The organism is Leeuwenhoekiella blandensis MED217 (assembly GCF_000152985.1).
Lineage (GTDB): Bacteria > Bacteroidota > Bacteroidia > Flavobacteriales > Flavobacteriaceae > Leeuwenhoekiella > Leeuwenhoekiella blandensis.
This window is the reverse complement of record NZ_CH672395.1, coordinates 1,826,682-1,849,305: the sequence shown is the minus strand read 5'-3', so window position 1 is coordinate 1,849,305 and position 22,624 is coordinate 1,826,682. Positions and strand designations below refer to the sequence as shown.

Sequence of the window (22,624 nt, the reverse complement as noted above, 5' to 3'; positions counted from 1 at the left end):
CGAATATTCTACACCTTGTTAAGACCGAGTTAAATACTGCAACACGATATACTGTCACTCGTATTTATAATGTTATATAAAAAAATAGAAACGTATTATGAAAAAATTTGCAAGCCTATTGTTTGTTGCCATCTTAGGTGGTGGTATTACTCTGGGAGCATATAAGCTGCTGGAAGATGAGTCTAGAACTGAAGTTTCTAACCCAACTACTAATTCTAATTTTAGTACTGTAAGCTATGAAGGCCGACCGATAAGCAGCACGAATGCCGACTTTACCGAAGCTGCCGACCGTACCGTTCATGCTGTTGTTCACGTAAAAAATGTACAAACCCAAAGGCAACCCCGTAATTTAAGAGAATTCTTCTATGGTGGTGGAGAAACCCGCAAAGGACTCGTAGGTGCCGGTAGTGGCGTGATTATTTCTGCAGATGGTTATATTGTAACCAACAATCACGTGATCGATGGAGCTTCAGAACTTGATGTGTCTTTAAATGATAACCGAACCTTTAAAGCTGAAGTAATCGGTACAGATCCGCAAGCAGATATCGCACTTTTAAAAATCGATGCTGATGAAGACCTTCCTTATTTACCTTTTGGAGACTCAGATAATGTGCGTCTTGGAGAATGGGCGCTTGCTGTAGGAAATCCATTTAATTTAACTAGCACAGTGACTGCAGGAATTATTTCGGCTAAAGCCCGAGATATCAATGAATATGATTCAAATCCGCAATCTTTTATTCAAACCGATGCTGCGATCAACCCCGGAAACAGTGGTGGTGCATTAGTAAATATCAATGGAGAATTAATTGGTATCAATACCGCTATTACTTCACAAACCGGTAGTTATGTAGGTTACGCATTTGCTGTACCCTCTAATAATGCGCGTAAAATTGTAGAAGATATTCTTGAATATGGTGATGTACAACGTGGAATATTAGGAGTAAGCGGAACCAGCTTAAACCCAAGTATTGCCAGTCAGCTTGACGTTGATGCTGTTGAAGGTGTTTATGTTGCAAATGTTGAATTTGAAAGCGGCGCAAAAAAAGCTGGATTACAAGAAGGAGATATTATCACTCAAATTGATGATGTAGAGGTAAATAAATTTTCAGATTTATCTGGATATCTTGGTTCAAAACGTCCTAATGACGTGGTGCAAGTAACTTATACCAGAGACGGTGAACGCAATACAGTTCCTGTAACCCTCTTAAAATATGAAGCTTTTGTTATTGAAAAACCAGGTTTAGAAGTTCGCGAGGCGTCTAAAGATTTACTGAAAGAATACGGAGTGAGGAATGGAGTCGTGATCTCTCAGGCCACTAATGAGAAATTAAAAAGATATGGATTAAATGGCATCCTGATCACCGAAATAGATGAGGAAGCTGTACAATCGGTAGATGACGTAAAACGCATTATGAATGCTAAAAATCCAAATGAGCCGGTGAGCATAAGCTTTGTAGGGAAAGATGGAGAGAAAAAGCAAATTATTTTTCAATAGTAAATCACCTCAGGGCTATTCCATAAGGCATTGTCTGGAAACCAACGTTTAATTTCGAGACAAGCCACGGAGTATTTGACCCTTTGGCGGCGCCAATAAAATTAGTATCCTGTCATTTAATCTCAATTATCGAGAAATTCTAGTGAAATTAAAGCCCTTCGATCGAAGGGCTTTTTTTATTCTAAAATCGCACAACGAAAACGATATAGTTAAGTATCTTTGCCGAAAATTTAAACATACAACACACTTAACTAATGACAACTCCTAATACCTACGAAAAAGAACTTGCCTTTCAAGCCGACAGACGCCGTGCCACCATTGAGTTCATTAAAATCGTTAGTGATCTTTGGTATGATAATAATATCGAACTGGTATTATTCAGAAATCAGCTTATTGATCGTAACGTGAGCGAAATCCTCAATTTGCACGCCTATGCCGGAGCATTTGTTCAAAAACCTATTTCCATATTTGATAGTGTAGAACTCGCTAAGGCTATTCAGCAAGTCAGCCTCCCTCCTGCTAAACTTGATATTGGTAAACTTACTTATGAATACCATATTGAAGACAATGAATATACCGACGCTAAAGCCTTTGTTCATGACAAATTAAAAGACGCACAAGACGCAGAAGCTATCTCTCCCAAAGATGTGGTCTTATACGGTTTTGGAAGAATTGGCCGACTTGTCGCACGCGAATTAATGACCCGAACGGGAAGCGGCAATCAGTTAAGACTTAGAGCCATTGTTGTTCGTGGCGCTATTGATGAAGCGGTCTTAAAAAAACGTGCATCTCTTTTAAAAAGTGATAGTATTCACGGGGATTTTCCGGGAACTATAGATGTTAGTTTAGAACGTGAAGCTTTAATCATAAACGGTACTACGGTAAAATTAATTTCAGCCAACAATCCTGAAGATATTGATTACACTCAATACGACATTGACGAAGCACTCATTATTGATAACACCGGTGCTTTTAGAGATCAAGAGCAATTGAGCAGACATTTAATTGCAAAAGGAGTTTCAAAAGTACTGCTCACCGCCCCGGGAAAAGGAATTCCCAATGTGGTTCACGGAGTAAATCACACACAGGTGAACCCTGACGAAACTTCAATCGTATCTGCAGCCTCTTGCACCACCAATGCGATCACTCCGGTTTTAAAAGTTATTGAAGAAACTTTTGGTATATCCACTGGTCATTTAGAAACCATACACGCCTATACCAATGATCAAAATCTGGTCGATAATATGCACTCTAAATATAGAAGAGGCCGCGCAGCTGCGCTCAATATGGTCATTACAGAAACGGGAGCCGGTAAAGCGGTTGCTAAAGCCCTACCAGACCTCGAAGGAAAACTTACCTCAAATGCGATACGCGTACCGGTGCCTAACGGTTCGCTTGCGATACTCAATCTTAAACTGAAACAAAAAACCACGGTTGAAACCATTAATGCAACTTTAAAAAAGTATGCTCTAGAAGGTGATCTGGTCGAACAAATTAAATATTCGATCAATACAGAACTTGTTTCCAGCGATATCGTTGGCTCTTCGGCACCTTCCATTTATGACAGTCAGGCTACGTTGGTTTCTTCAGATTCAGAAAATGCTGTGCTGTATATTTGGTACGACAATGAGTATGGTTACAGCCATCAAGTTATTAGACTCGCAAAGTATATTTCAAAAGTGCGAAGATTCACCTATTATTAATCCTTTGAATTTCAGTAAATTGATAACATAAACTAAAGTTTATATTTATTATGCTAATAGAAGTAAAACGCTTAGAATTGATTATTTTTGCAGGCTTTATATACTAAGATGGGATACGCTCCGTTTTCCCACACATAGAAAAATGACTAGCTAAAATGAATACTATAAAAATCAACTTCCTCCTCTTCTTTTTTGCGATAGCAGCTGTTTCGGCTCAAGAAACGCAAAACGCAGAACAACCAACCGAGCCTAAAGTAAATACGATCTCGCAACAGTTTGAAGATTTACTTGAAAATTCAAATAACTATCAGGAATATAAAGTTGTTAAGCAAAATGCGCTTCAAAAACTGAAAAGTAACGCTGCCGATAGTATCAATGGATTGAAAGGACAAATAGTAGGGCTTCAGGAGGAAATTCAAACTCAGGATGCAAAAATCAGTGAATTAAACAAATCACTTGAAGATACACAAGGTACGCTCGATCAAACCAGAGCAGAAAAAGACTCTATTTTTTTCCTAGGTATGCCTATGAGTAAAGGCAGTTATATGGGAATGATGTGGGGCATTGTGGCGGTTTTAGCTTTAGCCTTAATTTTCTTCATTTTCAAATTTAAAGGAAGTAACGCACATACGCAGGAAGCCCGACAAAAGTTGGCAGATGTTGAATCTGAGTATGAAGAATACCGTAAAAAAGCACTGGAAAAAGAGCAAAAGATGGGACGCTTACTTCAGGATGAGCGTAATAAAGCTGTTAAAAAACAATAGCAAAAGCTTTTATTCATGCGTATTGATATCATCACAGTTGTTCCTGAACTTTTAAAGAGTCCGTTTGAAGCCTCAATTATGCAACGTTCGATTGCAAAAGGTCTTGTTGAAGTTCATTTTCATAATCTTAGAGATTACACCACCAATGCGTATAAGCAAGTAGATGATTATCAATACGGCGGTGGCGCAGGAATGGTCATGATGATCGAACCTATAGATAAGTGCATCAGTGGCCTCAAAGCAGAACGCGACTACGATGAAGTGATCTATATGACGCCTGATGGAGAAACCCTTAATCAGGGAATTGCCAATACGATTTCGCTTCAAAAAAACATCATTATTCTTTGCGGGCATTATAAAGGAGTTGACCAGCGCGTGCGTGATCAATTTATCACGCGCGAGATCTCTATTGGAGACTATGTTTTAAGTGGTGGCGAATTGGGAGCGCTCATTTTATGTGATGCGGTTATTCGGTTAATTCCCGGTGTTTTGGGGAATGAAACTTCGGCCTTAACCGATTCTTTTCAAGACGATATGTTGGCTCCACCGGTTTATACGCGTCCTGCAGAGTATAAAGGTTGGAAAGTTCCTGAAATACTCACCTCAGGTAACACTCCAAAAATTGAAGCTTGGCGCGAGGAACAGGCTTATAAACACACACTTAACAGAAGACCAGATCTGTTAAAAGACTAATTTCTAGTTTCTTTATAAAAAATTAGGATTAACAATTGTCTAATTTATTTTTTATAGTAAATTTGCACGCTCATAGAACCAACCTCTGGCGAGATACGTGAATGTTGCTTTTATTCAATTTTAAAAAATCTTAAAAATGGAAGATTTAATAAGTTTTGTACAAAACGAATTCGTAGAGAAAAAAGAATTTCCAGAATTCAGTGCTGGTGATACAATCACTGTTTACTATGAAATCCGTGAAGGTGAAAAAGTACGTACACAGTTCTTTAGAGGTGTTGTAATTCAAGTACGCGGTACCGGAGTAACAAGAACATTCACTATCAGAAAAATGTCTGGTACTGTTGGTGTTGAGCGTATATTCCCAATTAATATGCCAGCTCTTCAAAAAATTGAAATCAATAAGAGAGGTAAAGTACGTAGATCTCGTATTTACTACTTTAGAGGTCTTACTGGTAAGAAAGCTAGAATTAAAGAAGTTAGAAAATAAGCTTCTTTCTACATACGATTTAAATGCTCCCAAACGGGAGCATTTTTATTTGATAGCCATTCGTTATCAACAAATGTTCAAATGTACTGTTAATCAATGGTTAACAACAAAATTCAAATTTTAGCTACAACGTTATAGGATTTTTATTACCTTTATGATATCAAACGTTTCTAGAATGATTTTTTTTAGAAATTCATTCTGTTTCCATTAGCATTACCACTGTATAGCAGTAGTTTCTTGAAAACAGGTAAAGCTATTGGGTGGGATTTTAAAATAATCCCTATGTTTTGATTTACGGTGCAAGTACTAATATTCTTGTCTCAGGAACTTCAAGGGTTCACCGGTAAAAAATCAAACCATTAGAAGCTCTGTTGCGCTAGTGATTATCGCAACAGAGCTTTTTTCATTTTACACTACAATATATCTTATCTGTTCACAAATTAAAGCTTACTCCCAATTTTACAGGCTTTAAGAAGAATTTAAGTGTTAAAATCTACACGAAAATTCTATATTTGCAATCCACAAATTATTCTTGAATTTTTTTTGATAAAAAAACCTTCAAATAAGAGAAAGCACCCCTTTTAGTGACGGAATTAAAATCAAGATTTATTAAACGAACTCATTTTTATGTCAACCAAAACATCTAAAATAGCTTACACCAAAACTGATGAAGCTCCGGCGTTAGCTACGCATTCTTTTCTACCTATCATAAGTAAATTTGCTAAGCCTGCCAATATCGAATTTGAGGTTAAAGATATCTCTCTTGCCGCTCGACTTCTTGCGAATTTCCCTGATTTTCTTGCTGAAGAACAAAAAGTAAGCGATGCCCTTGGTGAACTTGGCGAACTGGCAAAAAGTCCGGAAGCCAATATCATCAAACTTCCTAACATTAGTGCTTCGGTACCACAGCTTACTGCTGTGATCAAAGAATTGCAAGCAAAAGGTTTTGCGGTTCCCGATTATCCCGAAGAAGCAAAAACCGAAGAGGAAAAAGCCATCAAGCAACGTTATGCAAAAGTTTTGGGTAGTGCTGTAAATCCTGTTTTGCGTGAAGGTAATTCAGACAGACGTGCTCCTAAACCGGTTAAAGAATATGCACGTAAAAACCCACACAGTATGGGGGCTTGGTCAAAAGACAGTAAATCACACGTAGCTACTATGGCCAGTGGTGATTTTAGAGCCAATGAGAAGTCGGTTACATTACCAGAAGCGACTTCTGTAGATATCATTCACGTGGACGCTGCAGGAAACAAAAAAACACTTAAAGAGAATTTAGCGCTTAAAGAAGGTGAAATTATAGATGCAACCTTAATGAGCAAGGCGGCGCTTCTTGAGTTCTTAAGCGAGCAAATTGAAGATGCAAAAGCGCAAGGGATTTTATTCTCTATACATATGAAAGCTACCATGATGAAGGTTTCAGACCCTATCATCTTTGGCCACGCTGTAAAAGTATATTTTAAAGAAGTTTTTGAGAAGTTTGGAGAAGATCTTAAAGCAATTGGTGTTGACACCAGAAATGGTTTAGGCGATCTTTTAAACGACATCAACAAGCTTCCTGAAGCTAAGAAAAATGAAGTAGAGCAAGCGATCTTGACTACTTTAGAAAATCGCGCTGACCTGGCAATGGTAAATTCTGATAAAGGTATTACCAACCTACACGTTCCTAGTGATGTGATTATTGACGCTTCTATGCCGGCTATGATCAGAAACAGTGGTCAAATGTGGAATGCTGAAGGAAAATCTCAAGATACTAAAGCGGTTATCCCAGATAGCAGCTACGCTGGAATTTATCAAGAAACCATCGACTTCTGTAAAGAACACGGTGCTTTCGATCCTACTACAATGGGTACTGTTCCAAACGTAGGACTGATGGCTCAAAAGGCTGAAGAATACGGTTCTCACGATAAAACTTTTGAAATTGCTGAAGCCGGAACTGTTCAAGTTGTTGATGCTGCCGGCAATGTACTAATTGAGCATGCTGTTGAAGAAGGCGATATCTGGAGAGCGTGTCAAACGAAAGACGCTCCCGTTCAAGACTGGGTAAAACTTGCTGTCAACCGCGCTAAAGCAACGGGGGTTCCTACCATTTTCTGGCTTGACAAAAACCGTGCACACGATGCTGAACTTATCAAAAAAGTTGAACTTTATTTGAAAGATCACGATACTGCAGGATTAGATATTCAAATTATGTCTCCTGTTGAAGCTACCCGCTTCAGCCTGAAACGCATGAAAGAAGGAAAAGATACTATTTCGGTTACCGGAAATGTATTGCGCGATTACAACACAGACCTCTTCCCTATTCTTGAAGTAGGTACCAGCGCAAAAATGCTTTCTATCGTTCCGTTGATGAATGGCGGTGGTTTATTTGAAACCGGTGCCGGTGGTTCTGCTCCTAAACACGTACAGCAGTTTGTAAAAGAAGGACATCTACGTTGGGATTCTCTTGGAGAGTTTTTAGCCTTAGCGGTTTCTTTAGAACACGAAGGAAATACAAACGACAATGCAAAAGCTTTAGTTTTAGCTGAAACGCTTGACGAGGCAACGATCAAATTCCTAGACAACAAAAAGTCTCCTTCTCGTAAGGTTAATGAACTTGATAACCGTGGTAGTCATTTCTATTTATCACTTTATTGGGCACAAGCATTAGCAGCTCAGGATAAAGACAAGGAATTGCAAGTTCACTTTGCTGAAATCGCTAGTGAAATGGAACAAAATGAAGATAAAATTCTTCAGGAACTGTTAGATGCTCAAGGAAGTGAAGTAGAGCTTGGTGGATATTATTTCCCTGATGAAGAAAAATCTTCTTCAGCAATGCGCCCAAGTGCAACGCTTAACGCGATCATCAACTCCTAGGTTTTTCTAGAAGGCAATATAAATTGAAGGGTTACTTTACGGTAACCCCTTTTTTATTTTACTAATTCTGTGTTTCAAACCTTTAAGTCTCTTATTTTTGAGAAAAAAAGCTTGAAAAACAATTATTGGTCTTTGCTACTGCTCTTGCTATGTTTCAACATTTGGGGGCAAGAGAACTACACTATAAGCGGTACGATTACTTCTGCCGCGTCCAACGAAACCTTGATTGGCGTAAATGTTATCATTCCTGAACTCAACAAGGGTGCGGTAACTAACGAATATGGTTTTTACTCCCTGACCTTACCAGAAGGGAATTACACGCTTCAAGTAAGTTTTATAGGTTTTGAAAATATCGCGCAACCTCTTCAACTTTCAGAAAACAAGAAGCTGAATTTTTCACTGAATGAAAGTACCGAAACCTTAGACGAGGTCATCATTCAGGAAGACGTAGAACAATTGAGTATTAGAAAACCACAAATGAGCGTGAATGCACTAACTGCTGAAACGATCAAGCAAATTCCTGTGGTGCTGGGTGAGGCTGATGTCATTAAATCGATCTTGTTGCTGCCTGGTGTAACCAATGCCGGCGAAGGTGCTTCAGGGTTTAACGTGCGCGGAGGCGCAGTTGATCAAAACCTTATTTTACTGGACGAAGCGATCATTTTTAATTCTTCACATCTTTTCGGTTTTTTCTCTGTGTTCAATCCTGATGCGATAAAGGATCTTAAACTTTACAAAGGCGGAATTCCTGCACGCTACGGCGGTAGAGTTTCCTCCGTGCTTGATATTTATCAGAAAGAAGGAAACAGTAAAGAGTTTCACGCCAATGGCGGAATCGGGGCCGTCGCCAGTAGACTTTTAGTCGAAGGACCTATTGTCAAAAACAAGTCGGCTTTTCTTGTAGGCGGGCGCGCTTCATATGCGCATCTTTTTCTTCCGCTATTCGATATCGACAACAAGGCGTATTTCTATGATCTGAATGCCAAACTGAATTATAATTTTGATGATAAAAACAGTCTTTACCTTTCTGGATATTTTGGCCGTGACCTTTTTGGAGTGAGCGATAGTTTTTTGAATACTTACGGAAACGCTACAATCAATTTAAGATGGAATCACGTTTTTTCAGATAAACTCTTCTCTAACCTTTCGTTGATTTATTCTGATTATTATTATGGGTTATTGCTTGATTTTGTTGGTTTTCAATACGATTCAGGAATTCGAAATTTCAATGTAAAATATGATTTTCAACATTATCTGAATAGTGAGATCAAATTGAGCTACGGACTAAACAATATTTATTACCGATTCAATCCCGCCACGATCATTCCCAACCGACCGGATTCTGGAATCAATCCATCTCAACTCACGGATAAATTTGCAAATGAATTTTCAGTTTATGCAGAAGCAGAACATGATATTTCTGAAGCACTCACGCTACGCTACGGGTTGCGCTTAAGTCATTTTACACGTCTGGGTCAAGATGCTTTCAACCGCTATCAAAATGATCAAGCCTTAAATTATAACGACCAACTCGAATTATATCAACCCGCCGCGCCTGTAGAAGTCCAAACGAATACGGGCACTCTGGCCACATTTACAAATTTAGAGCCGCGCGCCTCCTTATCTTATTTGATTAATGATAACAGTTCGTTTAAGGCGAGCTACAACAGAATGGCGCAATATTTACATTTAATCTCAAACACCAACGCCCCTACTCCGCTTGACGTCTACGCACCCAGTGGGCCTTATCTCAAACCACAGTTGCTCGATCAATATGCTTTAGGATATTTTAAAAAGATAAGGAATAATGAATATTCGATAGAGACTGAAATCTTTTATAAAGACATTCAAAACAGATTAGATTACAGAAACGGCGCACAACTAATTGCCAATGATGCTATTGAAGGCGAAGTGCTAAGTGGAAAAGGCAGAGCCTACGGTCTTGAATTTCTTGCAAAGAAAAACAAAGGAAAATTCACAGGCTGGCTCGCTTATACCCTATCGCGTAGTGAGCAACAAACACCGGGAAGAACGCCAACAGAGACCGGCATTAATAATGGCGACTGGTATCCTTCAGCCTATGATAAAACGCACGACATCAGTGCGTATGTCAATTTTGAATTGAACAAAAAATGGAATTTCAATGCAAACTTTGTGTTTCAAACCGGGCAACCTACCAATTTTCCGGTGAGTCAATCGCAATTTCAAGGTTTGACCATCGCCAATTACGCTACCCGAAATCAACAGCGATTGCCTTCGTATAACCGGCTGGATCTTTCGGCAACTTTAACCCCAAAAAATAAAAACAAAACGATTAAAGGCGAGTGGGTTTTCAGTATTTATAATGTTTATAACCGTATGAATGCTGCATCGATCACCTTTAGAACGAATGAAGATACAGGAGCAAATGAAGCTTTACGCACGTCTATTTTCGGTATTCTTCCTTCGGTAACCTATAATTTCAAATTCTGATGAGAAGAGTTGGTTTTTTATTGATTTGCGCTTTTCAAATGCTATTCCTTGTCGGTTGTCAAGAAGCTATAGATGTAGATCTTCCTCCAACCGAAGAGCGCCTCGTGGTAGATGCTTTGATGCGCATTCCCGACAATGATACCTTTCTGGTCGAGGCTTATCTAAAACTCACGCGCACTGCAAGCTATTATGCAGATACGATTCCCACAGTTAGCGACGCTCTGGTGTCTTTAACCACGAGTAATGAAACGTACACGCTACAACCCGAAGAAAACGGATTTTACAGCACGGTTCTCCCCAGATCAGAACTTACCACAGGCAACGTGATTTTAAATATTGAATACGAAGGAGAACTTTATGAGGCCAGCACACAGTATTTTCCTGCCGTTCCTATAGACTCTGTCGTTCAAGGGGAAGAAAGTTTATTTTCTGAAGATGAGACTGAAGTGGTCATCACTTACACAGACCTTGCAAATGAAGATAATTTCTATCTTTTTGATCTGGATAAAGGGCAGTTTCTCGCAAGCGAAGACACTTTTTATAAAGATCGGCAGTTTTCATTTTCTTATTTCTATGAAGATTTAAACGTTCAAGATACATTAGACATTGATTTAATAGGGATCAATAAACCTTTTTTTGATTATATGACCGTGCTATTGAATCAAACCGGGCAAGCTTCAGGAAATCCTTTTGTACCGCCACCATCTACCGTGCGTGGTAACATCGTCAACACGACCAATAAAGAACATTATCCATTAGGCTATTTTGCGATTGGAGCTGTGTATTCGGCCTCCATAATTATTGAATAAACTAACTTGCAACAGCAACTATTTACATTTCTAAAGCAATTATGAGCTTTACTAAAACTACCGAGCAAGATTCAAACTACACTGATTTAGAGAAGATGAGTGTAACAAATCTGCTAAAAAATATAAATGCAGAAGACAAAACAGTTCCTATGGCGGTGGAACAGGCTTTACCGCAAATTGAACGTTTACTTGAAGCGCTTATAGCCAAAATGAAACAAGGCGGAAGATTATTCTACATGGGTGCCGGCACAAGCGGAAGATTAGGAGTTGTTGATGCTTCAGAATGCCCTCCTACTTTTGGAGTTTCTCACGATCTGGTTATAGGTTTGATCGCTGGTGGTGAAACTGCGATACGAAAAGCAGTTGAAAATGCTGAAGACAGTACCACGCAAGGCTGGGAGGATCTTAAAGCACATAAGATTACCGAAAAAGATTTTGTAATCGGAATCGCTGCTTCAGGAACGACACCTTATGTGCTACACGCTTTAAACGCTTGTAATGAAAACAAGATTTCAACCGGAAGCATCACCTGCAATAAAGGATGCCCTATTGCCGTAGCTTCCAATTTTCCGATAGAAGTTGTAGTAGGCCCAGAATTTGTAACCGGCAGCAGCCGCATGAAAGCAGGAACCGCTCAAAAACTGGTGCTTAATATGATTTCTACCACAGCGATGATCCAACTAGGAAAAGTCAAAGGAAATAAGATGGTAGATATGCAACTCAGCAACGACAAACTTGTAGATCGTGGCATACGCATGATTAAGGCTGAAATACCGGTAAGCACCGAAGAAGCAGCACAATTATTAAAGGAAAACGGTTCGGTAAGAGCCGCGGTAACTAAGTATCAACATGGCAACAAATAAAGAAGCATTGGCAAAAGGCGTTCGTACGATGGCAACGTCCTTATTATTTATGTTCTTGGGTCCGGGAATTATCTATCAGGCTTTTAAAAACAGTGAGCACCCACTGTACATTCCTGTTTTGGTTTTGGGTTTTATCGCTGCGGCATTGGCCATTTATTTTGCCTTTAAAGGAATCAATCGCATTATGAATGCGCTTTTTGATAAGAACTAAGCTTAGAAAACACAAATCAAAGCACAAAAAAAGCCTTTGCAAATGCAAAGGCTTTTTAAAATGATATGAGAATCGCTTATTTAGCGAATTTCTTGTATTTGTTTTTGAACTTGTCAATACGACCAGCTGTATCTACCAATTTAGATTTACCGGTGTAGAATGGGTGTGATGCTCTAGAGATCTCCAATTTTACTAAAGGATAAGTCTCACCATCAACCTCAATAGTTTCTCTTGTGTTAGCAGTAGATTTAGTTAAAAAAACCTCGTCGTTAGACATGTCTTTAAATGCTACTACTCTATAATTTTCTGGATGTATCTCTTTTTTCATCGTAAATGCTTTAAAATCTGCTCAATTTTGAGGTGCAAATTTAGAAATAATTTATAATCTGACAAGGGGTTTTAAATAATTAATTACAATTTTATTCTAAAAGAAATTTCCTGTAACAATTTTGCTTAGAAGTTTACTTATCAACAATTATTAAAACTAGGTCTATAGGACCCTTATATGTACATTTACAAACTTAATCCTTTACTTATGGAAGAACAAAAACTAACCACCGGAAAAGTAGCCCTAACCTATGGCGGACTTTTAGGCCTTCTTACTATTATTTTAGCAGTAGTACTTTATGTGACCAATTCGCTACTTGATCAGAACTGGATGACCGCTGCAGTGAGTTTCCTAATTATGATAGCTTGTATTTCTTACGGGCAAAAAGTATATAGAAATGGAAACGGTGGTTTTATGGATCTGAAGGATGCATTAAAAGTTGGTGTCGGTATTGCCTTAATCGGTGCAATCTTAGGCGCGCTTTATAATTATGTGTTCCTTACCGTTATCGAACCTGGTTTTACCGAATTGATCATCGAAAAACAAAGGGAAACGATGATCAACTCACAACCTAATATGACCGAAGCTCAAATTGATCAAGCAATGGAATTTGCCGGGAAATTTTCACAACCTTGGGTACAATCTTCATTTCAGATCGTAGCAGGAATTTTCTTTGGCTTTATTATTTCTCTTATAAGTGGTTTAATTTTGAAGCGTAACAATCCGCACCAATAAATTTTATATGCAGTTATCGGTAGTTATACCCTTACTTAACGAGAAAGAATCTTTACAAGAACTATACGACTGGCTCATACGTGTGATCTCAAAAGAAGGTTACACGTATGAGCTTCTCTTTGTAGATGACGGAAGTACCGATGGCTCGTGGCAAAAAATTGAACAACTCGCCCAACAAAATCAATTTGTAAAAGGAATTTGTTTTAACCGTAACTACGGAAAAAGTCAGGCCCTCAACGCCGGTTTTCTGGCTGTTGAAGGCGAAGTGGTCATCACTATGGACGCCGACTTACAAGACAGTCCAGATGAAATTCCTGAACTTTATCGCCTTATAACTCAAGAAGGCTATGATATTGTTTCAGGATGGAAGAAAAAGAGATACGATTCTGTATTAGCAAAAAACCTTCCTTCAAAACTATTTAACGCAGCAGCTCGCAAAACAAGCGGACTACAATTACACGATTTTAATTGCGGTTTAAAGGCCTACCGCAATGAAGTTGTAAAAAATATTGATGTCTATGGTGACATGCACCGCTATATCCCGTTGCTCGCAAAAAACGCCGGTTTTATCAACATTACAGAAAAACCTGTTCAACATCAGGCTCGAAAGTATGGCCAGACAAAATTTGGTGCAGACCGCTTTATTAAAGGCTTCCTCGACTTGTTAACCATTTGGTTTACTACACATTTCGCTAAACGCCCTATGCATTTATTTGGAACCTTAGGAGCCATAATGTTCATCATCGGGTTTGGTTTGGTAGCTTACTTAGGTATTGACAAACTTTTTATTAACCCTACAGCACGACTTTTAACCCAACGCCCACAATTTTACATTGCTCTAACCAGTATGATCATTGGTATGCAACTTTTTATCGCGGGATTTTTGGGCGAACTTGTGCAACGCACAAAACACGAGCGACCACGTTATTTAATAAAAGATAAAAAGGGATTTAACTAAAGCCTAGTAAGGTTGAAAATTCCTATTTTTGATTCAAACAACTTTTGACCTATGAATTCTGAAATTATTGAGAAAGCAAAAGCTTGGCTTTCATCTACTTTTGACTCCGCAACCCAGAATGAAGTACAAAAACTTATCGATGCAAATGCTGACGAGCTGAATGAGAGTTTTTATAAAAACCTTGAATTTGGTACCGGTGGAATGCGCGGTATTATGGGCGTGGGAACCAATCGCATCAACAAATACACCCTTGGTAAAAACACCCAAGGCTTATCTAATTATCTAAAAGAAGCTTTTCCCGGCGAAACCCCTAAAGTAGCAATAGCTTACGACTGTCGTAACAACAGTAAAGAGCTTGCTCAGGTTGTAGCAGATGTTTTTTCAGCAAATGATATTAAAGTATTTCTATTTAGCGATCTAAGACCTACTCCAGAATTAAGTTTTGCAGTAAAACATTTAGATTGCCACTGTGGTATTGTACTTACAGCTAGTCACAACCCACCGGAATACAATGGATATAAAGTATATTGGCAAGATGGCGGCCAGTTGGTTCCACCACAAGATTCAGAAATCGTTGCAGAGATCGAAAGTCTTGATTACGACGCGGTAAACTTTTCAGCAAAAAAGGAACACATCACTTATATAGACAAAGATGTTGATCAGGCATTTATCGAAGCTTCACTGAAAAACGGAAGCTTTGCAGAACTTGATAAGCACCGTGATGATGTCACCATCGTTTTTACTCCCTTACATGGGACTTCAGTAACCATTATTCCTGAAGTTTTAGAAGGTGCCGGTTATAAAAATGTACATATTGTTGAAGAACAACGTACACCTAACGGAAATTTCCCAACGGTAAAATCTCCAAATCCAGAAGAGCCAGAAGCATTAAAGATGGCCCTAGAACTGGCTGAAGAAAAAAATGCAGATATAGTTATAGGTACAGATCCTGACTGTGACCGTCTGGGTATCGCTGTGCGTAATAACAAAGGTAAGCTTCAACTTCTTAACGGAAATCAAACTATGGTCGTGATGACCGATTTCTTATTAGACCTGTATTTCTCAAACAACAAGCCTAAAGGAAACGAGTTTATTGGATCTACAATAGTTTCTACGCCTATGATGGATGTTTTGGCAGAGTCTTATGGTGTTGAGTGTAAATTGGGACTTACCGGTTTTAAATGGATCGCCAAAATGATTAAAGATCATCCTAACCAGAATTTCATTGGTGGTGGTGAAGAGAGTTTTGGCTATATGGTAGGTGATTTTGTGCGCGATAAAGATGCGGTTACCGCTACTCTACTCGCTTGCGAAATTGTAACAAAAGCGAAAAGCGAAGGAGCTTCTTTCTTCAAAAAATTACAAGACCTTTATGTGAAGCATGGTTTCTATAAAGAAGATCTGACTTCATTAGTAAAAAAAGGAATCTCTGGTGCTGAAGAAATCAAGCAAACAATGATCGATTTACGCGAGAATCCATTAACTACGATCAACGGAGAGCAAGTAGTACAAATTGATGATTATGCTTCTTCAAAATCGCTAAAAACAACTACCGGAACTTCTGTAGATATTGATATTCCTAAGTCTAATGTTTTAATCTACCATACAGATCAGGGATCGCGCATCGCTGCAAGACCTAGTGGTACCGAGCCTAAAATCAAGTTTTACATCAGTGTGAACGATGAAGCTAAAAGCTTAGAAGATCTAAATAGCGTAGAAGAAAAATTAGATGCTAAAATAGCCGGAATACGCAAAGAATTAGGACTTTAAAAGCCCGTTTCTAACCTATAAATATACTTCTGAAGGAATCTTAAGCTAAACAAATATCGATTCCAGAAGAATTGAAGTAAATTCGCCTCACCATTTCTGCTAGGTCAGATTTGTTGAGGCGATTTTTTTAAACCCGATTTTAAGGGACATTTATATGAATTATTTTAAACAAATAATGCTTTTTGCAAAACCGTATAAAAAATATGCGGTTTTAAATATTGTGTGCAACATTCTCTATGCGATTTTCAGTACACTTTCCTTTTTAGCATTGATTCCTGTAATCGATATTTTATTTGACAAAGCAAAACGCGTTAACGAACTTCCCGTTTGGGACGGCTGGAGCGGCGTTAAAGATTATCTTTTCAATTCATTTTACTACTATGTGAGTCAACAGGTTGCAGAGAACGAATTGTCTGCTCTAGTTCTTGTTTGCGGTATCGTAGTACTATTGTTTTTCTTGAAGAATATCTTTGGTTATCTCGCTACTTTCTTTATTACTTTTTTACGTAATGGTGTTATGCGTGATGTACGTGATGCTATTTACGATAAGTTATTAGAATTGCCGGTTGCTTATTTTTCTGAAAAAAGAAAAGGAGATACCATCTCAAGAATAACGGCTGATGTAAATGAAGTAGAGCGTTCTTTTCTTTCTATTCTAGAAATGGTAGTGCGCGAACCGTTGACCATCATTTTCACCATTCTTATGATGCTGGTCCTGAGCCCAAAGCTTACATTATTTGTTTTTGTCTTCTTACCCATTTCAGGTATTATCATCTCCCGCATTGGTAAATCATTGAAGAAGCAATCTAACCAGGCGCAAGAAGAAAATGGTACGTTTTTGTCTATAGTTGAAGAGACGCTTTCAAGTCTTAAGATCATTAAAGGATTCAATGGGGAAAATCAGTTTAGATCCAAATTTAGAGGCAGTACTACGCGATTGAACAGTATCTTGAATAGTTTGATCAATCGGCAAAACCTTGCTTCACCTACAAGCGAATTCTTAGGGATTTTTGTGATCGTAGTGATTTTATGGTTTGGTGGACAGATGGTCCTTGTTGAAGGTTCGCTTGAAGCCTCACAGTTCATCGCGTTTTTAGGACTTTCTTACCAGATCCTGACGCCGGCAAAACAAATAAGCAAAGCATCCTACAGCGTTAAAAAAGGAAATGCTGCAGCAGAACGTATTCTTTCCGTTTTAAATACGGAAACAACTATAAAAAATGCTCCTGATGCAATAACCGCTCAAGAGTTTCACGATGCTGTGCACATTGAGAATGTGTCCTTTAAATATGAAGATGAAAACGTGCTCACCAATTTTAGTGCAGTTGTTCCTAAAGGAAAAACGGTTGCTTTAGTAGGACAAAGCGGTAGCGGTAAAAGTACAATTGCCAATCTAGTGACACGTTTTTATGATGTTAATGAAGGTGCCATTAAACTCGACGGAATAAATATTAAACAACTTACCAAAGCTTCTTTACGCGCTCAAATGGGATTGGTAACACAAGATTCAATTTTATTCAACGATACGGTACGTAACAACATTTTATTAGGGAAACCTGATGCCAGTGACGATGAAGTGATCGCTGCACTCAAAGTAGCCAACGCCTGGGAGTTTGTAAACGAATTGCCCTTAAAGCTAGATACCAACATTGGCGACAGCGGAAACAAATTGAGTGGTGGTCAAAAGCAACGTTTATCTATTGCAAGAGCTGTTTTAAAAAATCCGCCAATTATGATTTTGGATGAGGCGACTTCTGCCTTAGATACTGAAAGTGAACGCTTAGTTCAAAAAGCGCTCGAAAATATGATGATGAACAGAACTTCAATTGTCATCGCGCACCGACTATCTACCATTCAAAATGCAGATCAGATCATTGTGATGCAAAAAGGAAAAATCGTAGAACAAGGAAAGCATCAAGAACTCCTCGCCTTAAACGGAACGTATAAAAAACTCGTTGAGATGCAGTCTTTTGAGTAGTTTCAAAACAGGCTAAAAACAAAAAATCCGCATCGGTTTGATGCGGATTTTTTATTGTTGTGAAGTTCTTACGTTGGGTTAAAATCATCTTTAATACTTGGGGCAAAAAAGATTTTAAGTGTTTTTCAAACTTTACAACAATATTAATTAACTCATTCTCTTACTTTAAAGTGAGTCAAATATATATTCAAAAAAGCTAACCCACAAGAAGAATATGTATTTTATCCTTTTTTTAATGTTTTTAATCGAAGTTTCATAGCTTCATCTGCAAAATCTCTTAATTCATTGCAACTGCATTTTACTTTAATTATTTCTTTAACTATATTTTATACTTTAAGTAATTAAACCATTTAGCAGATTTGCAGTCAGAAGTAGAGTAAGCATTTAAAAATCTGCATTGAATCATCTAGAAGCACATACATTGCAACCTTTAAAATTTGAAGATTTAGTATCTCAATACAAAGAACGTTTGTATTGGCACATACGACGTATGGTCATCTCTCATGATGATGCTGATGATGTCTTACAAAACACGTTTATAAAGGTTTACAAGAATCTGCATAACTTTAACGGAGAAAGCCAAATTTACACATGGCTGTACCGCATAGCGACAAACGAAAGTCTAACATTTATTAAAAAAAGAAAACGCACGACCCAGATAGGTAGTGAAGAGCTTCAAGAAAGCCTGGTAGCCAACCTGACGAGCGATCCTTACTTTAATGGAGATGAAGCACAGCTTACATTACAAAAGGCTATAGATACACTTCCGGCAAAGCAAAAGCAGGTATTTGTGATGAAATACTTTGATGAACTGCAATACAATGAAATTTCAGAAATTTTAGATACCTCTGAAGGTGCATTAAAAGCAAGTTACCATCACGCAGTAAAAAAGATAACAGAATACGTCACAGCGCATTAAACCTTTTATGACCTTAAACGTCTAAAATATAATGAAAAGCGAAAACGAAAATAAAAACAAGCAGTTTAATGTACCTCTCGGCTATTTTGAGTCGTTTGAGGAGCGTCTGCTTATTGAGCTAAAATTTCAGAAGCTTTTTCCTAATAACAATGATGGGTTTCTGGTTCCTGAACATTATTTCAGTCACGTTGAGCAAGCAATTCTTGATCAAAATAAACCACAAGGAAAACTTGTTCGCTATAATTTTAAAACAATACTATCAAGTGTCGCGGCAATTGCTGCTGTGCTACTCGTTCTTTTCTATGTGGTAAATCCTATAGAAAAAGAAATGCAGTTTGACTCACTTAGTATTACCAGTCTTGAAAGCTACTTTGAAGAAGAAGATCGAATACAAGATTATTTTTCTGCTGAAGAGCTTAGCACAATTCAAGACAACACCTCAATTTTTGATGATCAAAGCGTGAGCGAAGACTTGATCTATGAATATGTAGATCAGGATATCATTCAGAATACGCTTGACGGTCAGTAATTTTTATAAAAAACTATGAAACGATTTTTAATCTTACTTGTTCTTTGCTCGAGCCTTTCTATAAGTGCTCAAAAAAGAGACAGACACGAGCACATAAAAGCACTTAAAGTTCCATTCTTGACTGAAGAATTAAATCTTACTCCTGCAGAAGCCGAAAAATTTTGGCCTATATATAATGTATATGACTCAAAAATCAGTGATTTACGTTCTAGAGAGCGTAAATTATTCGACGAGAAATTCTCTGAATCTGGCTCTAAAAAGAGCTTTTCTGATGCGCAGGCAAAAAAATTGATGGCAGAATATCAAGACATCGAGAAAAGCAGATATGAGTTAGAAACTCAATTAATGATAGATCTTACTCAGAAACTTCCTGCTTCTAAAATGGTGTTCCTCCCAGAAGCCGAACGCAAGTTTGGTAGAAAATTATGGGAAGAATACAAGAAACGCAGAGATAAAAATTAAGGTTAAGCTTTTTAATTAGCGTTAAATGTTGAAAAAGCGATTCTGTTACAGAATCGCTTTTTTTATGAATTATCGTTTAAAAGTCAATCGTGCGATGCTTCCATTTCCTGCAGCATAAGCAGTAGAGTCATTTAAGAAACGTACGGTGAAGAAGCCTTCGCTACTCAGGTTTTTCCAGGTTGCTCCTTGATCCTTACTGTAGTCAATAGAATAATAACTCACGGTAAGCAATTCTTGTCCTTCAGAACCAGGTACAAATTGAATGTTACTACGATGTCCCGGATTTTCTTTATCTGCAAGCAATTCCCAGGTCTTTCCCCCATCTTTTGTAATCGCTTTGTTCGCCTCATTTCCTTTAGGGTTTTTATAATCACCACCTATAATTACGCCAAGATTTGCATCATAAAAGTCTATAGAATAACCGCCTGTAGTGGGCGTTCCTTGTTTTAAAGGTGTGTCGAAAACCTCCCAGGTTTTCCCTTTATCACCTGTGTGTAAAACTCTTGATTTCATTCCGCCGGTGATGATCCACGCGTTATTCTCATATACCGCAATATTAGAATTACTCGCTGCAAACGCCGCCTCGCCTTCTGCTGCTTCAGGTAACTTATCGCAAGAAACTTTAGTCCACGTTTTACCTCCATCTCGGGTGATGATGATTGAGATGCAGTTCTCGGTAGGATCTCCCATTGCTATCCCCTCTTGATCATTCCAAAACCTCATAGAATCGTAAAAAGCTTTAGGATCTGTTTCTTCATACACCAATTCCATAGCGCCAGAATTTCCTGTTTTGTACAATAACGCCGGACTTTCTATACTCAGCATAAAGAAATCTTCAGCGGTATGCGCTACGGCTCTAAAGTTTGGCGTAAGACTATCCTGTCGCATCACGGCCGTATTCCAAACTTTAGAAGAAGGATTGTACAAACCGTATTTTCCGTTAGAACCTGCAAAGGCAACGCTTCCGTCATCAAGAATTTCGAGCGCCCTAATACTTACCGAATCTTCATAGATGGTTTCTATTTCAACAGATTGTATCGCGTTCAACTTTTTAGTTTCTGAAGTGTTTTTGCAACTCAAAATCAATAAACTGAGCAGCACTCCCAATAAATATCTCATACATTTAAAATTTTCCCGAATTTAAAACTATTCCTTTTTAATCCTGTACCTTTGCGCGCATTTTAAAAACATTTGTTATGCGTTTACATCGCAATCTGGTTTTTGCTGTTATTGATGGCTTAATCGAAATTTTTAATGAAGGCGGCTATGCTGATAAAGTGATCGCTAAACAACTGAAGCGCGACAAACGCTGGGGCTCTCGTGACCGCAGTTTTATCGCCGAAACCACGTACGATATTGTACGCTGGAAACGACTTTATGCAGAAATTGCTGATGTTAAAGAACCCTTTGAGCGTAAAGACCTCTGGCGCCTGTTTGCTGTTTGGTGTACGCTACGCGGAATTAAACTACCAGACTGGCCGCAGTTTGAAGAAACACCTACGCGCAGAATCAAAGGTCGTTTTGATGAACTATCAAACACCAGAAAGTTTAGAGAATCTGTTCCAGATTGGTTAGACGAGTTGGGTCAGCAAGAACTTGGTGATAAGTGGGATGCAGAACTTGCTGCGTTAAACAAGCAAGCACCGGTAGTTTTACGTGTTAACCGCTTAAAATCTGACATCGGCGCATTGCAAACAGCTTTAGCAGAAGAAGGCCACGAGACCGAAAATATTAAACCTTATAAAGACGCGCTTCAACTTCAAGAACGCGCCAACGTATTTACAACCGAAGCTTTTAAAAACGGTCTTTTTGAGGTACAGGATGCTTCTTCGCAATTGGTAGCTCCATACCTTGATGTAGAACCGGGAATGCGTGTGGTAGATACTTGCGCAGGAGCTGGTGGAAAAACCTTGCATCTTGCAGCTCAAATGGATAACAAAGGCCAGTTGATCGCTCTTGATATCTACGGAAATAAGCTGAAAGAGCTCAAGCGTCGTGCACGTCGTGCAGGAGCTTTTAACATTGAAACCCGCGTGATCGATTCAACAAAGGTTATTAAGAAGCTTCACAATTCTGCAGACCGCGTGCTTATTGATGCGCCGTGTACAGGACTTGGCGTTTTAAGCCGTAATCCGGACGCCAAATGGAAACTGCAACCGGATTTTGTTGAAAAAATTCAGGCAACGCAGCAGAGCATTTTAAAAGACTATTCTAAGATCGTGAAGCCCGGTGGAAAAATGGTTTACGCTACCTGCTCTATTCTACCTTCAGAAAATCAAGAACAGATCAAAAAGTTCTTAAAAACCGAAGAAGGAAGCGACTTTAGCATAGAAAAACAGAAAACAGTTTTATCTAGCGAAAGCGGTTATGACGGCTTTTATATGTGCTTAATGGTCAAAAAAGACAAAGCCTAGCTACTGAAAACAATAGCATTTTAAAGCCTTAAAAGATGATACTTTTAAGGCTTTTCTTTTTTGGAGCTGTGGAGGAGGTTCATTTTTCAGTTATCAACAAAAAGAAGCTTTTTTCTGTTGAATTTTGTTTCAATCCAAGCGTGTTTCTAACCGTTAAAAATCCTTAAATTTGTGGCTCCTT

20 protein-coding genes are annotated in these 22,624 nt (G+C 38.4%); 18 read left to right on the top strand and 2 right to left on the bottom strand.

Annotation, left to right across the window (positions count from 1 at the left end):
* Positions 1 to 97: 97 nt before the first annotated feature.
* From MED217_RS07895 to MED217_RS07850, 10 genes are all read left to right on the top strand, one after another.
* Positions 98 to 1,495, top strand: coding sequence for a trypsin-like peptidase domain-containing protein (locus MED217_RS07895; protein WP_009779976.1), 1,398 nt, complete (start codon positions 98 to 100; stop codon positions 1,493 to 1,495).
* A gap of 254 nt (positions 1,496 to 1,749) precedes the next feature.
* The gene (locus MED217_RS07890) at positions 1,750 to 3,198 is read left to right on the top strand and encodes a glyceraldehyde-3-phosphate dehydrogenase (RefSeq protein ID WP_009779975.1); all 1,449 of its coding nucleotides are present in this window, start codon (positions 1,750 to 1,752) and stop codon (positions 3,196 to 3,198) included.
* 155 nt (positions 3,199 to 3,353) lie between these two features.
* A complete protein-coding gene (locus MED217_RS07885; RefSeq protein WP_009779974.1) occupies positions 3,354 to 3,962 on the top strand; it encodes a coiled-coil domain-containing protein in 609 nt (202 codons plus the stop codon).
* 15 nt (positions 3,963 to 3,977) lie between these two features.
* Positions 3,978 to 4,655 carry a tRNA (guanosine(37)-N1)-methyltransferase TrmD gene (gene trmD / locus MED217_RS07880; protein ID WP_009779973.1) on the top strand — a complete coding sequence of 226 codons (678 nt, stop codon included), beginning with the start codon at positions 3,978 to 3,980 and terminating at the stop codon, positions 4,653 to 4,655.
* 136 nt (positions 4,656 to 4,791) lie between these two features.
* Positions 4,792 to 5,142, top strand: coding sequence for a 50S ribosomal protein L19 (rplS, locus tag MED217_RS07875; RefSeq protein ID WP_009779972.1), 351 nt, complete (start codon positions 4,792 to 4,794; stop codon positions 5,140 to 5,142).
* A 627-nt stretch (positions 5,143 to 5,769) separates the two neighbouring features.
* Positions 5,770 to 7,995: an NADP-dependent isocitrate dehydrogenase gene (locus MED217_RS07870; RefSeq protein ID WP_009779971.1), complete on the top strand. Its 2,226-nt coding sequence runs from the start codon at positions 5,770 to 5,772 to the stop codon at positions 7,993 to 7,995.
* Between the two features lie 111 nt (positions 7,996 to 8,106).
* On the top strand, positions 8,107 to 10,467 hold the full coding sequence (locus MED217_RS07865; RefSeq protein ID WP_050759351.1) for a TonB-dependent receptor: 2,361 nt from the start codon (positions 8,107 to 8,109) through the stop codon (positions 10,465 to 10,467).
* A 38-nt stretch (positions 10,468 to 10,505) separates the two neighbouring features.
* Complete coding sequence (locus MED217_RS07860) at positions 10,506 to 11,276, top strand: DUF4249 family protein (RefSeq protein WP_230199250.1); 771 nt, start codon at positions 10,506 to 10,508, stop codon at positions 11,274 to 11,276.
* Positions 11,277 to 11,317: 41 nt separating this feature from the next.
* Positions 11,318 to 12,139, top strand: coding sequence for an N-acetylmuramic acid 6-phosphate etherase (murQ, locus tag MED217_RS07855; protein ID WP_009779968.1), 822 nt, complete (start codon positions 11,318 to 11,320; stop codon positions 12,137 to 12,139).
* Complete coding sequence (locus tag MED217_RS07850; RefSeq protein WP_009779967.1) at positions 12,126 to 12,350, top strand: DUF6095 family protein; 225 nt, start codon at positions 12,126 to 12,128, stop codon at positions 12,348 to 12,350. Before murQ ends, MED217_RS07850 begins: the two co-directional genes overlap by 14 nt.
* A gap of 76 nt (positions 12,351 to 12,426) precedes the next feature.
* On the opposite strand, the gene MED217_RS07845 is transcribed toward MED217_RS07850, so the two are convergent.
* Positions 12,427 to 12,678, bottom strand: a complete 252-nt coding sequence (locus tag MED217_RS07845; protein WP_009779966.1) for a type B 50S ribosomal protein L31 — start codon at positions 12,676 to 12,678, stop codon at positions 12,427 to 12,429.
* Between the two features lie 207 nt (positions 12,679 to 12,885).
* On the opposite strand from MED217_RS07845, the gene MED217_RS07840 reads away from it, so the two are divergent.
* The 7 genes from MED217_RS07840 to MED217_RS07810 all read left to right on the top strand — a co-directional run bounded on the left by MED217_RS07840 (position 12,886) and on the right by MED217_RS07810 (position 20,029).
* Positions 12,886 to 13,413, top strand: coding sequence for a DUF4199 domain-containing protein (locus MED217_RS07840; RefSeq protein WP_040533362.1), 528 nt, complete (start codon positions 12,886 to 12,888; stop codon positions 13,411 to 13,413).
* A 7-nt stretch (positions 13,414 to 13,420) separates the two neighbouring features.
* Positions 13,421 to 14,371: a glycosyltransferase family 2 protein gene (locus MED217_RS07835; RefSeq protein ID WP_009779964.1), complete on the top strand. Its 951-nt coding sequence runs from the start codon at positions 13,421 to 13,423 to the stop codon at positions 14,369 to 14,371.
* A 51-nt stretch (positions 14,372 to 14,422) separates the two neighbouring features.
* A complete protein-coding gene (locus tag MED217_RS07830; protein WP_009779963.1) occupies positions 14,423 to 16,141 on the top strand; it encodes a phospho-sugar mutase in 1,719 nt (572 codons plus the stop codon).
* Positions 16,142 to 16,295: 154 nt separating this feature from the next.
* Positions 16,296 to 18,119 (top strand): ABC transporter ATP-binding protein, encoded by a 1,824-nt coding sequence (locus MED217_RS07825; protein WP_009779962.1) that lies wholly within the window; start codon positions 16,296 to 16,298, stop codon positions 18,117 to 18,119.
* Positions 18,120 to 18,516: 397 nt separating this feature from the next.
* Positions 18,517 to 19,038: an RNA polymerase sigma factor gene (locus tag MED217_RS07820; RefSeq protein ID WP_009779961.1), complete on the top strand. Its 522-nt coding sequence runs from the start codon at positions 18,517 to 18,519 to the stop codon at positions 19,036 to 19,038.
* A gap of 31 nt (positions 19,039 to 19,069) precedes the next feature.
* Positions 19,070 to 19,567 carry a hypothetical protein gene (locus MED217_RS07815; RefSeq protein WP_009779960.1) on the top strand — a complete coding sequence of 166 codons (498 nt, stop codon included), beginning with the start codon at positions 19,070 to 19,072 and terminating at the stop codon, positions 19,565 to 19,567.
* Positions 19,568 to 19,582: 15 nt separating this feature from the next.
* Positions 19,583 to 20,029 (top strand): hypothetical protein, encoded by a 447-nt coding sequence (locus MED217_RS07810; protein WP_009779959.1) that lies wholly within the window; start codon positions 19,583 to 19,585, stop codon positions 20,027 to 20,029.
* Between the two features lie 69 nt (positions 20,030 to 20,098).
* On the opposite strand, the gene MED217_RS07805 is transcribed toward MED217_RS07810, so the two are convergent.
* Complete coding sequence (locus MED217_RS07805; protein WP_009779958.1) at positions 20,099 to 21,148, bottom strand: WD40/YVTN/BNR-like repeat-containing protein; 1,050 nt, start codon at positions 21,146 to 21,148, stop codon at positions 20,099 to 20,101.
* 77 nt (positions 21,149 to 21,225) lie between these two features.
* On the opposite strand from MED217_RS07805, the gene MED217_RS07800 reads away from it, so the two are divergent.
* The gene (locus MED217_RS07800) at positions 21,226 to 22,443 is read left to right on the top strand and encodes an RsmB/NOP family class I SAM-dependent RNA methyltransferase (protein ID WP_009779957.1); all 1,218 of its coding nucleotides are present in this window, start codon (positions 21,226 to 21,228) and stop codon (positions 22,441 to 22,443) included.
* The last annotated feature ends 181 nt before the right edge of the window (positions 22,444 to 22,624 follow it).

Excerpts from the sequence above, each read along its gene's own strand:
- MED217_RS07895 (WP_009779976.1), top strand. The coding sequence starts at position 98 with ATGAAAAAATTTGCAAGCCTATTGTTTGTTGCCATCTTAGGTGGTGGT.
- MED217_RS07890 (WP_009779975.1), top strand. The coding sequence starts at position 1,750 with ATGACAACTCCTAATACCTACGAAAAAGAACTTGCCTTTCAAGCCGAC.
- MED217_RS07885 (WP_009779974.1), top strand. The coding sequence starts at position 3,354 with ATGAATACTATAAAAATCAACTTCCTCCTCTTCTTTTTTGCGATAGCA.
- trmD (WP_009779973.1), top strand. The coding sequence starts at position 3,978 with ATGCGTATTGATATCATCACAGTTGTTCCTGAACTTTTAAAGAGTCCG.
- rplS (WP_009779972.1), top strand. The coding sequence starts at position 4,792 with ATGGAAGATTTAATAAGTTTTGTACAAAACGAATTCGTAGAGAAAAAA.
- MED217_RS07870 (WP_009779971.1), top strand. The coding sequence starts at position 5,770 with ATGTCAACCAAAACATCTAAAATAGCTTACACCAAAACTGATGAAGCT.
- MED217_RS07860 (WP_230199250.1), top strand. The coding sequence starts at position 10,506 with ATGCTATTCCTTGTCGGTTGTCAAGAAGCTATAGATGTAGATCTTCCT.
- murQ (WP_009779968.1), top strand. The coding sequence starts at position 11,318 with ATGAGCTTTACTAAAACTACCGAGCAAGATTCAAACTACACTGATTTA.
- MED217_RS07850 (WP_009779967.1), top strand. The coding sequence starts at position 12,126 with ATGGCAACAAATAAAGAAGCATTGGCAAAAGGCGTTCGTACGATGGCA.
- MED217_RS07845 (WP_009779966.1), bottom strand. The coding sequence starts at position 12,678 with ATGAAAAAAGAGATACATCCAGAAAATTATAGAGTAGTAGCATTTAAA.
- MED217_RS07840 (WP_040533362.1), top strand. The coding sequence starts at position 12,886 with ATGGAAGAACAAAAACTAACCACCGGAAAAGTAGCCCTAACCTATGGC.
- MED217_RS07835 (WP_009779964.1), top strand. The coding sequence starts at position 13,421 with ATGCAGTTATCGGTAGTTATACCCTTACTTAACGAGAAAGAATCTTTA.
- MED217_RS07830 (WP_009779963.1), top strand. The coding sequence starts at position 14,423 with ATGAATTCTGAAATTATTGAGAAAGCAAAAGCTTGGCTTTCATCTACT.
- MED217_RS07825 (WP_009779962.1), top strand. The coding sequence starts at position 16,296 with ATGAATTATTTTAAACAAATAATGCTTTTTGCAAAACCGTATAAAAAA.
- MED217_RS07815 (WP_009779960.1), top strand. The coding sequence starts at position 19,070 with ATGAAAAGCGAAAACGAAAATAAAAACAAGCAGTTTAATGTACCTCTC.
- MED217_RS07810 (WP_009779959.1), top strand. The coding sequence starts at position 19,583 with ATGAAACGATTTTTAATCTTACTTGTTCTTTGCTCGAGCCTTTCTATA.
- MED217_RS07805 (WP_009779958.1), bottom strand. The coding sequence starts at position 21,148 with ATGAGATATTTATTGGGAGTGCTGCTCAGTTTATTGATTTTGAGTTGC.
- MED217_RS07800 (WP_009779957.1), top strand. The coding sequence starts at position 21,226 with ATGCGTTTACATCGCAATCTGGTTTTTGCTGTTATTGATGGCTTAATC.